General features: G+C 31.5%; 16 protein-coding genes. 10 read left to right on the top strand and 6 right to left on the bottom strand.

Translation table 11 applies throughout. The features are described 5' to 3' along the window. Positions 1-71 precede the first annotated feature (71 nt). From glyA to leuD, 4 genes are read left to right on the top strand one after another with little or no spacing between them, the layout of a single operon-like run. Positions 72-1,343 (top strand): serine hydroxymethyltransferase, encoded by a 1,272-nt coding sequence (glyA, locus tag EV01_RS06470; protein WP_032517379.1) that lies wholly within the window; start codon positions 72-74, stop codon positions 1,341-1,343. Continuing rightward, positions 1,340-2,614 carry a competence/damage-inducible protein A gene (locus tag EV01_RS06475; RefSeq protein WP_032517377.1) on the top strand — a complete coding sequence of 425 codons (1,275 nt, stop codon included), beginning with the start codon at positions 1,340-1,342 and terminating at the stop codon, positions 2,612-2,614. The genes glyA and EV01_RS06475 overlap by 4 nt, the downstream gene beginning before the upstream one ends. Before the next feature lie 13 nt (positions 2,615-2,627). Next, positions 2,628-4,034 (top strand): 3-isopropylmalate dehydratase large subunit, encoded by a 1,407-nt coding sequence (gene leuC / locus EV01_RS06480; RefSeq protein WP_032517375.1) that lies wholly within the window; start codon positions 2,628-2,630, stop codon positions 4,032-4,034. After that, entirely contained in the window at positions 4,034-4,657 is a 624-nt protein-coding gene (gene leuD, locus EV01_RS06485; RefSeq protein WP_032517374.1) for a 3-isopropylmalate dehydratase small subunit, read from the top strand. The genes leuC and leuD overlap by 1 nt, the downstream gene beginning before the upstream one ends. On the opposite strand, the gene EV01_RS06490 is transcribed toward leuD, so the two are convergent. From EV01_RS06490 to psbN, 3 genes are all read right to left on the bottom strand, one after another. Continuing rightward, entirely contained in the window at positions 4,658-6,667 is a 2,010-nt protein-coding gene (locus EV01_RS06490) for a DUF3769 domain-containing protein (protein ID WP_032517373.1), read from the bottom strand. Positions 6,668-6,689: 22 nt separating this feature from the next. Next, positions 6,690-6,818, bottom strand: coding sequence for a photosystem II reaction center protein I (locus EV01_RS09325; RefSeq protein ID WP_002805124.1), 129 nt, complete (start codon positions 6,816-6,818; stop codon positions 6,690-6,692). A 121-nt stretch (positions 6,819-6,939) separates the two neighbouring features. After that, a complete protein-coding gene (psbN, locus tag EV01_RS06495) occupies positions 6,940-7,092 on the bottom strand; it encodes a photosystem II reaction center protein PsbN (RefSeq protein ID WP_011817745.1) in 153 nt (50 codons plus the stop codon). An 80-nt stretch (positions 7,093-7,172) separates the two neighbouring features. Between psbN and psbH the strand changes: the two genes are divergently transcribed. The 3 genes from psbH (at position 7,173) to EV01_RS06510 (ending at position 8,380) form a co-directional block, all read left to right on the top strand. Next, complete coding sequence (gene psbH / locus EV01_RS06500) at positions 7,173-7,373, top strand: photosystem II reaction center phosphoprotein PsbH (protein ID WP_032517372.1); 201 nt, start codon at positions 7,173-7,175, stop codon at positions 7,371-7,373. A 143-nt stretch (positions 7,374-7,516) separates the two neighbouring features. Beyond that, entirely contained in the window at positions 7,517-8,119 is a 603-nt protein-coding gene (pth, locus tag EV01_RS06505) for an aminoacyl-tRNA hydrolase (protein WP_032517371.1), read from the top strand. 3 nt (positions 8,120-8,122) lie between these two features. Continuing rightward, a complete protein-coding gene (locus tag EV01_RS06510) occupies positions 8,123-8,380 on the top strand; it encodes a DUF3146 family protein (protein ID WP_032517370.1) in 258 nt (85 codons plus the stop codon). On the opposite strand, the gene EV01_RS06515 is transcribed toward EV01_RS06510, so the two are convergent. The 3 genes from EV01_RS06515 to ntcA are packed head-to-tail and all read right to left on the bottom strand — an operon-like array spanning position 8,361 to position 10,538. After that, positions 8,361-8,798 carry a hypothetical protein gene (locus tag EV01_RS06515; RefSeq protein WP_032517369.1) on the bottom strand — a complete coding sequence of 146 codons (438 nt, stop codon included), beginning with the start codon at positions 8,796-8,798 and terminating at the stop codon, positions 8,361-8,363. The genes EV01_RS06510 and EV01_RS06515 overlap by 20 nt on opposite strands. Before the next feature lie 6 nt (positions 8,799-8,804). Next, positions 8,805-9,764 carry a DUF3084 domain-containing protein gene (locus EV01_RS06520; protein WP_032518535.1) on the bottom strand — a complete coding sequence of 320 codons (960 nt, stop codon included), beginning with the start codon at positions 9,762-9,764 and terminating at the stop codon, positions 8,805-8,807. Positions 9,765-9,803: 39 nt separating this feature from the next. After that, the gene (gene ntcA / locus EV01_RS06525; RefSeq protein WP_032517366.1) at positions 9,804-10,538 is read right to left on the bottom strand and encodes a global nitrogen regulator NtcA; all 735 of its coding nucleotides are present in this window, start codon (positions 10,536-10,538) and stop codon (positions 9,804-9,806) included. Positions 10,539-10,741: 203 nt separating this feature from the next. Here ntcA and EV01_RS06530 point away from each other — a divergent pair, with 203 nt between their 5' ends. From EV01_RS06530 to thyX, 3 genes are read left to right on the top strand one after another with little or no spacing between them, the layout of a single operon-like run. After that, positions 10,742-11,323, top strand: coding sequence for a cob(I)yrinic acid a,c-diamide adenosyltransferase (locus EV01_RS06530; RefSeq protein WP_032517365.1), 582 nt, complete (start codon positions 10,742-10,744; stop codon positions 11,321-11,323). A gap of 4 nt (positions 11,324-11,327) precedes the next feature. Further along, positions 11,328-11,921: a dCTP deaminase gene (gene dcd, locus EV01_RS06535; protein WP_032517364.1), complete on the top strand. Its 594-nt coding sequence runs from the start codon at positions 11,328-11,330 to the stop codon at positions 11,919-11,921. 1 nt (position 11,922) lies between these two features. After that, positions 11,923-12,555 carry an FAD-dependent thymidylate synthase gene (gene thyX / locus EV01_RS06540; protein ID WP_032517363.1) on the top strand — a complete coding sequence of 211 codons (633 nt, stop codon included), beginning with the start codon at positions 11,923-11,925 and terminating at the stop codon, positions 12,553-12,555. The last annotated feature ends 3 nt before the right edge of the window (positions 12,556-12,558 follow it).

Below are 12,558 nucleotides of genomic sequence, written 5' to 3'. Positions count from 1 at the left end.
ATTCTGAAATATTCTTTTTATATTTTTCTAAAAAATATCGTCTATATTATGGTTATTACTTATCAAATTCAATGAATATCCTTCAAAATCTAAAAGATAGAGATCCAGTAATATCAAATTTTATTAACTCTGAAAAAAATAGGCAGGAAACTCATCTTGAGTTAATCGCAAGCGAAAATTTCGCATCAATTGCCGTTATGCAGGCTCAAGGTTCCGTACTTACAAATAAATATGCCGAGGGATTACCACAAAAAAGATATTACGGGGGATGTGAATTTGTTGATGAAATCGAAGAATTAGCTATTCAAAGAGCGAAAAAATTATTTAATGCAAATTGGGCTAATGTTCAACCCCATAGTGGAGCGCAAGCAAATGCTGCTGTTTTCCTAAGTCTACTTAAACCTGGCGACACAATCATGGGGATGGATTTATCTCATGGTGGACACCTAACTCATGGGTCTCCAGTAAATATGAGTGGTAAATGGTTCAATGCAGTTCACTATGGTGTAAATAAAGAAACTAGTGAATTAAATTTTGATGAGATAAGAGAGATAGCACTTGAAACAAAACCAAAATTAATCATATGTGGATATTCTGCTTATCCAAGAACAATCGATTTTGAGTCATTTAGAAATATTGCAGATGAAGTTGGTGCATTCTTAATGGCTGATATTGCACACATCGCCGGTCTTGTAGCAAGTAAACTTCACCCAAATCCGATACCATATTGTGATGTAGTAACCACAACTACTCATAAAACATTAAGAGGTCCTAGAGGCGGACTTATCTTGTGTAAAGATGCAGAATTTGGAAAGAAATTTGATAAATCTGTTTTCCCTGGAACTCAGGGTGGGCCCCTCGAACATATAATTGCAGCTAAAGCAGTTGCATTTGGAGAAGCCTTGCAGCCAGATTTCGTTAATTATTCCCAACAAGTAATAAAAAATGCAAAAGTTCTAGCTTCAACTTTAATAAATAGAGGTATTAATATCGTTAGTGGAGGCACTGATAATCATATTGTTTTACTCGATTTAAGAAGTATCAATATGACTGGTAAGATTGCTGATTTACTTGTAAGTGAAGTGAATATCACTGCAAATAAAAATACTGTTCCATTTGACCCTGAATCACCTTTTGTAACCAGCGGACTAAGGTTGGGAACTGCTGCTTTAACTACTAGAGGCTTTAATGAGGATGCTTTTGCTGAAGTTGGCGAAATTATTGCTGATAGATTACTTAACCCAGACGATTCACTGATTGAAAGTCAATGTAAAGAGAGAGTATTAACCTTATGTAATCGTTTTCCTCTTTATGAAGGCAAACTTGAAGCATCAATTAAATGAGTCCTAACTCCAAGGGAGTTGAAATTCTTTCTATCGGAACAGAGCTACTCTTAGGAAATATTATCAATACAAATGCTCAATGGATTTCTGAACAGTTATCTCAATTAGGCTTAAATCACTTTAGGCAATCAACTGTCGGTGATAATTGTGATCGAATTATAAAAGTAATTCAAGAAATATCGAAAAGAAGTAATCTTTTAATTACAACTGGTGGCTTGGGACCCACCCCAGATGACTTAACTACTGAAGCAATAGCCAAATCTTTTAATGTATCTCTTTTTGAAAGACCGCTTTTATGGGATGAAATTAAACAAAAACTTTCTAACTCAAAGCTCAAGGACGATTCCTCCAGCTTAAGGAAACAATGTTTCTTCCCAGAAAATGCTCAAATTATTAATAACCCTAGGGGCACGGCCCCAGGAATGATTTGGGAACCAGTAAAAGATTTTACTATCCTTACTTTCCCAGGAGTACCCAGTGAAATGAAAACTATGTGGGAAGAGACTGCGTATGATTTCATTAAAACCAAATTCTCAGATAATTATTCCTTTTTTTCAAATACTCTTAAATTTGCGGGTATTGGAGAATCAAACGTTGCTGAAAAAATTAATGATCTATTAAATCTTAAAAACCCTACCGTTGCTCCATACGCAAACTTAGGAGAGGTTAAACTCAGAATCACCGCGCGAGCTAAGAACGACCTAGAAGCAAAAAATATAATTAAACCTATTAAAGAAAAATTAAAAAAAGATTTTTCAAAATATATTTTTGGAGAGGATAACGATACTCTTCCTAGCGTTTTAATAAAAGAATTAACCAAGAGGAACGAAACTATTGTTTTTGCTGAATCCTGCACCGGAGGCCTTCTATCTTCATCACTAACCTCAATATCAGGCTCATCTCAAGTTTTTAAAGGTAGTATTGTTTCCTATAGTAATGAACTAAAAAATTCATTATTAAATATTTCTAAAGAAAAGCTTACAAAATATGGAGCTGTTTCTGAAGAAGTTTGTGAGGCCATGGCAATTAATGTAAAAGAGAAATTAAGAGCAGATTGGGCAATAGCAATTAGTGGAATAGCTGGTCCTAACGGAGGCAGTCAAGATAAACCGGTTGGACTTGTCTATATGTCAATTTCAGGACCGAATAATCATATAACTAATATAAAAAAACTATTTAACTCAACACGAAATCGAATAGAAATTCAAAGACTAAGTGTAAATGTGTGTTTGAACAGCCTCCGATTAATCCTATTATCGAATAGTAAGTAACTATTTTTACAAATTGAGTCAAGATACCCTATTTGATAAAGTTTGGGATTTACATAAGGTTTCAAGTCTTCCTGGAGGATCTGATCAAGTATTTATTGGTCTTCACCTTATCCATGAAGTAACGAGTCCTCAAGCATTTGGTGCTTTAAAGGACAAAAAATTAAAAGTAAAATTCCCTGATAGAACTGTTGCCACTGTTGATCATATTGTGCCAACAGATAATCAAAGCAGGCCCTTCAAAGATAATCTCGCTGAACAGATGATTGAAACACTTGAGAAGAATTGCTTAGAACATAAAATAAGATTTTTTAATATTGGTAGTGGTAATCAAGGAATAGTTCATGTAGTAGCACCGGAATTAGGCCTAACTCAGCCAGGAATGACAATTGCTTGCGGAGATTCTCATACTTCAACTCATGGAGCTTTTGGGTCAATTGCTTTTGGTATAGGTACAAGTCAAGTGAGAGATGTTCTTGCTACCCAAACCTTAGCCATGAACAAATTGAAAGTGAGGCAGATTTGGTGTGACAATAAATTATCTAAGGGTGTTTATGCTAAGGATTTAGTCCTTCATATAATTAATAAACTTGGTGTAAAGGCAGGAGTAGGTTTTGCATATGAATTCGCAGGACCTGCGATACATGAATTATCAATGGAAGAAAGGATGACGATATGCAATATGTCTATTGAAGGAGGAGCAAGATGCGGCTACATCAACCCTGATGAAAAGACCTTTAGTTACATTAAAGATAAATTATATGCTCCAAAAAATGAGCATTGGGATATAGCGCTTAGATGGTGGGAATCGTTAAAAAGCGATCAAAATTCAATTTATGATGACGTAATTAAATTAGATGCTTCTAAGGTAGAGCCAACTGTAACCTGGGGGATTACTCCCGGTCAAAGTATAAGCATTAATCAACAAATCCCTCTTTTAGATGAATTATCCCCAAATGATAAATTAGTTGCAGAAGAGGCTTATGAATATATGAGTTTCAAGCCTGGACAATTAATAAAAGATACTCCTGTAGACGTTTGTTTCATAGGTAGTTGCACAAATGGAAGAATCAGTGACTTAAGAGTTGCAGCTAAAGTATTAAAAGGCAAAAAAGTATCCAAGAATGTCAAAGCATTTGCAGTTCCCGGTTCAGAAAAAGTAGCCACTGAAGCAAAACAAGAAGGTCTTGATCAGATATTTAAGGATTCTGGATTTCAATGGAGAGAGCCTGGCTGCTCAATGTGTTTAGCAATGAATTCAGATAAGCTAATAGGTAATCAAGTTAGTGCTAGTTCTAGTAATAGAAATTTTAAGGGTAGGCAAGGATCTCCCAGTGGAAGAACACTGCTCATGAGTCCAGCAATGGTTGCTGCTGCTGCAATTAATGGCAAAGTCAGTGATGTTAGAGAATTTATTAACTGATGAAATCAGAGTTCACCCCACCAATCGGAAAAATTTCAAATATGAACGGGAAATGTATCTCCTTGATTGGTAACGACATTGATACAGATCGGATAATTCCAGCGCGTTTTTTGAAATGTGTTAACTTTGATTCATTGGGTGAATCTGTTTTTGAGGATGATAGAAAAACTTTAAAAGGAAATCATCCTTTTGATCTAGAGGAAAACAAATATGCCTCAATACTAGTTGTTAATAGCAATTTTGGATGTGGTTCCAGCAGAGAACATGCCCCCCAAGCCCTTATGAGATGGGGTATAAAAGCAATCATAGGCGAGAGTTTCGCTGACATTTTTTACAGTAACTGTATTGCTATAGGAATTCCATGTTTTACGCTACCTAAAAAATCCATAGAAGAAATACAAAACTATTGTGATAATCAATCTTTATTCTTAGAAATCGATCTTAAAAATTTATCAGCACAATCAAAAGATTTAAATTTCAATCTTGAGATCAAGGAAAGCTCAAGAAAAATGTTTTTATCTGGAGAATGGGATGCTACATCAACACTACTTGATAATAAAATTTTAATAGAAAATAAATTTAATCAATTACCCTATATAAAATTCAATACTAATATTTCATAGCTATTTAAATCCATAGAGACTAAAAGAAATACCTCCTGATTGATTATGAGGCTGATAAAAAATACCAAATTCATAGGATCTTTTTTTCCAATTAACAGAAATTTTAGAATCTATAAATTCTCCGTAATCATCTGAATTACCATCTAAGTTTAATGTTCCATTACTCTTAAGAATAATTGGTCCAAAAATTTGTTGATCAAAACCAATATTTAGGGTAAATTTGTCAGAAATTTGATCAAATTTAAATACACTTTCTCCGCTTTTAAATTTATAAAATGGGAAAATACTAATCCTTGTATAGTCAAAAGTTTTAGCTTTGAAATCCCCTAAAATTAACTCAGGACCTAAACCAAAGCCAATATATTCTTGATGTTTTCCATTATCATAAAAAGAATATAATGATGCAATTCTTGTATTTAGACTAAGTCCTTTATTAATTGGCTCATAGATATACTCATAGGAAGTATCAATAATTTTATTTTTCGGTTTATCAATACTTAATGGAGTGTTTTTATCCAAGGAGTAAAACAAATTACCTTTAAAACTATCAACTAAGTTTTTACTGCTCAACTGCTCTCCTTTCAAATGCGCTAGACCAAAAGAGAAAACTTCAGTATTAGTAGTGCCATTTACTTCCCAAGTATGTTTTTTTTCTAATTGCGAACCATACCCTAAATAAATTTCAGCTTCCCCTAATGAACCATTCCATACTCTATCTCGATAAACCCCGTAAAAACTTTTATCCCATTTAGCATTCAAAAAATTAATTTCTTTATTCAAAATAGATTTAAATCTAAGCGCATCAGAAAATTTATTTGTATCTAGAGAGTTTATTTGATTATCTATTTCAATATTCCAAGAATTTATTTTACCTTTTAATTTAGATTCAAAACCAAAATAATCAGACATATGAGTATCTCTTTTTACCTTTTCACTGGTTATTAAATCTCCTTTCTTTACGAAACTTTTTGTATGTCCCTTTAGTGAACGTTGAATGAAAAATTGTGGTTCAAAATCTATAATAAAATCATCTCCTAAATTCATAGATTTAAATTTTCTACCAATAAACAAACCATCTTTATCTAGATTGTCATAACTAATTGTCCAACTACTTTTTGAATCAAAATTTTGTCCTGATTTAGTTAACGCTCTATTGCCAAGCCAAAATGGGATGGAAACATTTTCATCTAAAACTAAATAATTCAAAGATGATCTAAATCTTAATTCTTTTTTCAAAGAGAAAGCTTCTAATGAATTAATAACTATTTTTACTTGTTTAAACTGTAGAAGATCATTAGAAAATATTGCCTTTTTACTTTTCCATTTATTTCCATCAATAATAATTTTTTTCGTAGAAAAAATCCAGTTATTTACTTTGTTTGGGGTATTTAAAACTTCTTTTTTTTGTAAATTTAGTAAGTGATTAATCTTTTCAATATCTGAGTCATTAAAATTTTTGGATATATCGGTAATTAAATTATCAGAATTAATAGTGCCTTTCACATCTAACAAATACCCTGTTTCATCTTTGAGATTGTACTCAAGTTGAGACATTTTAAAAATTTGGTCACCAAAAACCAAAGTTATATTTCCAAATGCGCTGATAATTTTTTGTGATTTATCGTATGTTAATTTGTCAGCCCTAAGAATTTTACCTTTATAAGAGACTGAGACATTTCTTTCTGCGAACAAAATATTATTTTCTTCTGATTGAATTTCCGATTCAATCACAAATTCCCCTTTATTATTAGATAAATTGGCTAATACTAATCGAACATCTGCATCTTGAAATTTTTGATTTGTAAAGTAGCCAAACTTATCTTTATTAATAGTAGAAATTACTTTTGAATTATTATTAGTAGATTTAGAAAAATTTGACCAATTTATATCAACATTAGAAGGATATCTTTTATCACTAAGTTTTGTAAAAACACCAGCTTCACTTGATGAACCTAAGTTAATTAAAAGAAAAAAATAAAGTATCGCTTTTTGAAAATCGCCTGAATTCAAAGTAGTGAAAATTTAGTAAAAATTAATCTTGTGGACTCTCTAAATCTTTTCTATTGGGAGTTCTAGTTGGATCACTCGCTAAGAAACCAAAGAGGAAGATCCCAACAAAGAAAAATACGATAGTGTAGACAGAGATTTTTAAAGCAAGCATGAGATAACGTGTGCTAACAGATTTATATCTTATTAAATTTATATTTAATTTATGGGAAAAGGTTTACTTTTTGTATTTTTGGAAAATTTTGAAATACTTTAATTTATAATTTTTTTAAGAGTTAATCATCATGATCATCCCAAGGATCTGTTAGCTTTGCAGCTTTTGGTCCAAATGCAGTCCAAAGCCCAAATCCGGTTAAAGCTAGAAGTAATGCCAGAATGGTAACTGCTATGGAAACTGCAGGATCAGGCGCGGATGATAAAGTTTGCATCAATTTTGCTAAGTTTGTAAACAATTTATGTATAAGTTCTTATACAATAGCGAAATAATATTCGATTTTGTGAATTCAACATGGGTCAAAAAACAGCGTTAGGAACTCTTTTAAAAGCAATTGGCAATTCAGGTCAAGGAAAAGTTGTGCCTGGTTGGGGAGCAGTTCCTGTGATGACAGTCATAGGGTTACTACTTCTTGTTTTTCTAGTTATTCTCCTACAAATTTATAACCAGTCATTACTATTACAAGGTTTCTCAGTAGATTGGAACGGAAACTAAATTTATAAAAACTTTCAAAGGGTTATCTTATTCATCTGAATACTGATATGTAGACTTCTTTTAGAGTTTTCGTATTAATTTACTTAGTTATAGTTTATATGAATATATATAATTCTCTATGAAAAGAGATTTAGTAATACATTATGAATGAAATATATCTAGTAGGGTTGGGTAATCCTGGTAAAAAATATTCTGAAAATAGGCATAATGTAGGTTTTTTGCTTCTTGAAAACCTCTCCTTGAAATATAATTCAAATTTTTTATTAAAGGAGAAACTTAAAAGTTACTATTCAGAATTCAAAATCGATAATTACACTTACAGATTATTTTTACCAAATACGTTCATGAATAATAGTGGTGATGCTGTCAGAGCAATAGTAGATTGGTACAAAATTACTTTAGATCAAATTTTTATAATTGTAGATGATAAAGATCTTCCCCTTGGAAAAATAAGATTTAGAAAAAAAGGAAGCTCAGGAGGACATAATGGGCTGAAAAGCATCATTGAAAAATTGCAAACTCAAAATTTTAATAGAATAAGAATTGGTATTGGATCCCCTTTATCATTTAATGGAAAAAATAAATTTAATACTATTTCACACGTACTAGGAAATATTTCTTTAGATGAGAAAACAATATTGGATAAAGTTTATCAGAGAGTAATAGAATCCCTCGAACAATTAAATACTAAAAAAGAAGAATTTATAATAAACGAATTAAATTCTTTTCATAAAAATCAAATTTAAAAATTGCGATCAAAACCAGAAACGACAGTCAATCTTAGTATTAAAGAATATAGCTTCTCAAAAAAGCACATTAAAGGGGTTGTAGAAGCTAGTCAATTTAGGTGGACTTTTACATGGTCTTTCAATAAAGGTTTATTATTAGTTGATCCTCCTTTGGGAAGAGCATTAATTGAAGATGCCTTATTAAGATTTTTATTAAAAAAAGATTATGCACTAGAGGCAGGTAATGAATATAAGTTCACTATTTCAGCCAAGTTTTAAAATCTAGATTTTGATTCAAAGTAAATTTCATATTGCAATAATCTTCTAGGATTATTAGTGCTGATATGGCATCAAGATTTTTATTAAGAATAAAAACCTCTCGAGGAATTAAAAACTTAAAACCACTTATAGGAAATAGTTCAAAATATCTTGCTTTAGCTCTAAAAGTAGTATTTTTTTCTTCGAAAATTATTATTTCTTTTTTAAAAAAATCCAGTTTTTCTCTTACCTCTTTACTGGTTGTACCATTACCAATAATAATTTTTGATATATCTTCAACAGTATTTAAATTTCTGACATAGTCTTCAACGATTTCACTTTTAAGAATAATTGCTTTATAAACTATTTTTTCACTTATTTCAGCTAAAACTAAACCACATTTACTTTTACCAGGATCGATAGATACTAATTTAAACATAGAAAACTATAATTTAATAATATTCAATGCAACTATTATTGGGTCTGCAGTTTTACTATCTTTTAAAGAAACAATCTCTAATCTATATTCATTATTTTGATTCAACTCCAACGAATCTCTAAGTTTTTTTATGAAGTCACCTCTTGTAGTAATTTCGTTGACAATTGAGCCCCTTAACTGAATTTTATCTCTGGTTTTTCTCATCAAAGTTTTTATTTTTGAATTGATATTTTTATAATCAAGATCTTTTTTTTCAAGAATTTCACTTGTGATAACTTCCCCTCTTTTTACAATGATTTTATTTTGCAGCAATTCTGGGTATACAAAAACAAAATTATCTCCTTTCAAAACATTAGTCGCTGATTTAATCAATAAGATCCAATTCCCGCCTTTTGATGTTATGCCTTCAATTTCAGAAATATCACTAGGTCTCCACAAAAGAATATTTTTTACCTCTTTTTTACTAGGGATTACAATTTTTTGAACAAATTTATCTGCACTTTTATAAATTTTCCCAAGATCTAATTTTATATTTGGATTAGAAGATAACTCTGCAATAAATAAAGTTTGGCCTCTTTTAAGAACTACATTTCCACTTCTAAAGTCTTTAATATCGCCTTTAAGTTTATTTAATTCCCTTTCCTTTTTATTAATCTTATTTTCAAGCTTTTGCCTTTCTTCTTGCAAAGGAACAAGCGCTTTTTTACTTTCATCCAATGTTTTTTGTAAAAAAGGAATATCTACAAAAAGTCTCTGCCTAAATTCTTCACTAACTAAAAGCAATAGTCCTATAGATGTTGCACTAATAAAGCCTCCAGTTATTATCGTTACTATTGTGGCTGTTTTCTTTGGTCTTAATTTTAAGATACTAAATCTTGCTTTACCAATCTTTGTGCCAAGTAAATCCCCAAATGGTGCAATTAATCCTCCAAGTAATATTAAGAAAATAATTAGAACCCAGGCCACACTATTACATATACTCAATACATCATAATGAATGATGAATCAATTAAATCTTTTTGCAAGAGCTATTGGGTCAAATACTGTAATCTTTTTTCTTTCAATAGTAAGAAGCCCAGAATCCTTTAAATCGCCCAACAATCTTGTAATCGTTACTCTTGTTGAACCAATAGCTTCAGCTATTGCTTGATGTGAAAGCCTCAAATCTATTGTGATTCCTTTTTCACTAGCCACTCCAAAGTCTCTACAAAGAACCATTAAAAAGCTTACTAAACGAGAAGACATATCTCTATGAGTCAAAGTTTCAATCATGGTTTCTGTTTGAAGAATCCTACTTGAAAGACCTTGCAACAATAATAAGCCAACTGATGCATCTTCTTCTATTGCTTTTAAGACAGAGTTGGCAGGTGCTGTTATCATTTCAACTCTTGTGAAAGCTATGGAATGATAAAAACGATCAGATCTATGACCAGTTAAAAGAGATAAAACACCAAAGAGACTATTCTCTCTCAAAAGAGCAACGGTTATTTCTTCACCTGACTCATAAACTCTTGATAACCTTACTGCTCCTCTCCTTATCAAATAGACCCTCTCTGCAGGATCTCCAGGGAAAAATATTGTTTTAGATCTCTCAACCATTTCTGTACTCGCGCCCTCTAAACCCTTAATGACTTCCATTAAGGTCCTATTTATTGGGAAACGTTCTCCAACGGAGTTAATTTTAGTTTGTCTGGACTGTTGCGCAGTAAAGCGGTTGAATCCCCGAGAAGAAGGTATCATAAATATCTTGATTATTAAAAAAATTTAAGAAGACGGCTTAAAATATCTTGTATCAACAGTAACAATTTCCAATACTTCTTAATTTATTCCCATGCTTCTTTCGTATAGTTTCAACTTTTTCAACACTTTTTTAAGTAAAATTACACTATATGCAGCGTAATTGAATTCTATTTATACTGCATATAGAAAAGAAATCTAAGATAATGCTAATTAGTTCAACTAATAGTTTTTCAGAAACAAATTATGACGTTGTCAATATTAGTACTGCTAACAAAATAAGTTCAAAAAAGTTTACACAAAATGGGCAAATTCAAATTTATCAATCTTCTTATCGAGGAAGTTATTCCCCTATTATTAGAGACTCTCTAAGAAATGCTGCTCTTGGAAGGAAAGTGCTTTTAGTGCAATTCATGAAAGGAGGAGTTAAACAAGGAATTTCTAATGCAGTAAAGCTTTGTGGTAATTTAACTTGGCTAAGATCATCAAATTCCTTTGATCAATATAATTCTGAAGAAATTGATAATGATGAAAATTTAAAAAAATCTATTCATGAATCTACATATGAATTGTGGAATTTTTGCAAAAAAGAATTACTTTCTGGTGAAAACGATCAGATCATACTTGATGAAATTTTTCTTGCTGTAGAGATGAAGATAATCGATAAAGATGATTTGATTTCAACACTTGAAAACCGATTTATATCAGGAGATGTAATCCTTACTGGTACAGATATTCCTAAAGATTTATTATTAATGGCTAACCAAATTACCGAACTCCGCTCATAAAACAATGCTTAAAAATGATCTCTGGATAAATCAAAAAGCATCTGAGGGAATGATAAACCCCTTCCAATCAAATTTGGTGAGACATCTCGATCCTAATAACCAAAAAAAGCCAGTTTTAAGTTATGGATGTTCATCTTATGGCTATGATTTAAGACTTTCATCAAAAGAATTCCTAATTTTTAGACATATACCAGGAACTGTAATGAATCCCAAAAAGTTTAATTCTAATAATTTAGAAAAAACTGCACTTCACCATGATGAAGATGGGGACTTTTTTATTCTTCCTGCTCACTCCTATGGTTTAGGTGTTGCTCTAGAAAAAATGAAAGTACCTGAAAATATAACTGTGATTTGCATAGGAAAAAGTACTTACGCCAGACTAGGAATAATAGTTAATACAACTCCTGCAGAAGCGGGTTGGGAAGGTCATTTAACATTAGAGTTTAGTAACAGTTCAGGCGCAGATTGCAGAATCTATGCAAATGAGGGTATATGTCAACTTCTCTTTTTTGAAGGTGATCCTTGCTCTACAACTTACGAAGACAGAAGAGGTAAATATCAAAATCAACCAGAAAGAGTGACTCTAGCAAAGATTTGAAATGAGTAAAGTTGAACTGATTTCACTAACTCCTGAAGCAGAAAAAACAATGGCTTACATTGCAAGAGTTAGCAATCCAAAAAATCAGAAAAATGAAGATTATTCAAAACTATTGAGTTATTGCATTAAAAATGAACATTGGAGTGTATTTGAACAATCATTTATGACATTACAAATAGAAACCAACAGAGGAATTGCAGCGCAAATACTAAGACATAGATCATTTACTTTCCAAGAATTTTCACAAAGATATGCAGATAGCACACAATTAGGGAATATTCCTTTACCCGAGTTAAGAAGACAAGATTTTAAAAATAGGCAAAATTCTATTCCTGATCTTCCTGATGAATTGAAACAAAGATTCAATACAAAAATTGCTTCACATTTTAAAGCTTCTTTAGAATTATATGAAGATTTACTTTCTGAAGGAATAGCTAAAGAATGTGCGAGATTCATATTGCCACTAGCAACTCCAACAAGAATATACATGTCTGGATCATGCAGATCATGGATACATTATATTAATTTAAGGACAGCTCATGGTACTCAGGTAGAACACAAGAGGATAGCTGAAAATTGCAAGTCTATTTTTAAAAAAAGTTTTCCGATAGTATCGAAGTCGCTAGATTGGTAAACT

Origin of the sequence: Prochlorococcus marinus str. MIT 9401 (assembly GCF_000760095.1) — a bacterium.
GTDB lineage: Bacteria > Cyanobacteriota > Cyanobacteriia > PCC-6307 > Cyanobiaceae > Prochlorococcus_A > Prochlorococcus_A marinus_I.
This window is presented reverse-complemented; position numbering and strand designations above follow the sequence as displayed.

Bases quoted from the DNA above. Each gene is read 5' to 3' on its own strand.
- glyA (WP_032517379.1), top strand. From the start codon at position 72: ATGAATATCCTTCAAAATCTAAAAGATAGAGATCCAGTAATATCAAAT.
- EV01_RS06475 (WP_032517377.1), top strand. From the start codon at position 1,340: ATGAGTCCTAACTCCAAGGGAGTTGAAATTCTTTCTATCGGAACAGAG.
- leuD (WP_032517374.1), top strand. From the start codon at position 4,034: ATGAAATCAGAGTTCACCCCACCAATCGGAAAAATTTCAAATATGAAC.
- EV01_RS09325 (WP_002805124.1), bottom strand. From the start codon at position 6,818: ATGCTTGCTTTAAAAATCTCTGTCTACACTATCGTATTTTTCTTTGTT.
- psbN (WP_011817745.1), bottom strand. From the start codon at position 7,092: ATGCAAACTTTATCATCCGCGCCTGATCCTGCAGTTTCCATAGCAGTT.
- psbH (WP_032517372.1), top strand. From the start codon at position 7,173: ATGGGTCAAAAAACAGCGTTAGGAACTCTTTTAAAAGCAATTGGCAAT.
- pth (WP_032517371.1), top strand. From the start codon at position 7,517: ATGAATGAAATATATCTAGTAGGGTTGGGTAATCCTGGTAAAAAATAT.
- EV01_RS06515 (WP_032517369.1), bottom strand. From the start codon at position 8,798: ATGTTTAAATTAGTATCTATCGATCCTGGTAAAAGTAAATGTGGTTTA.
- ntcA (WP_032517366.1), bottom strand. From the start codon at position 10,538: ATGATACCTTCTTCTCGGGGATTCAACCGCTTTACTGCGCAACAGTCC.
- EV01_RS06530 (WP_032517365.1), top strand. From the start codon at position 10,742: ATGCTAATTAGTTCAACTAATAGTTTTTCAGAAACAAATTATGACGTT.
- dcd (WP_032517364.1), top strand. From the start codon at position 11,328: ATGCTTAAAAATGATCTCTGGATAAATCAAAAAGCATCTGAGGGAATG.
- thyX (WP_032517363.1), top strand. From the start codon at position 11,923: ATGAGTAAAGTTGAACTGATTTCACTAACTCCTGAAGCAGAAAAAACA.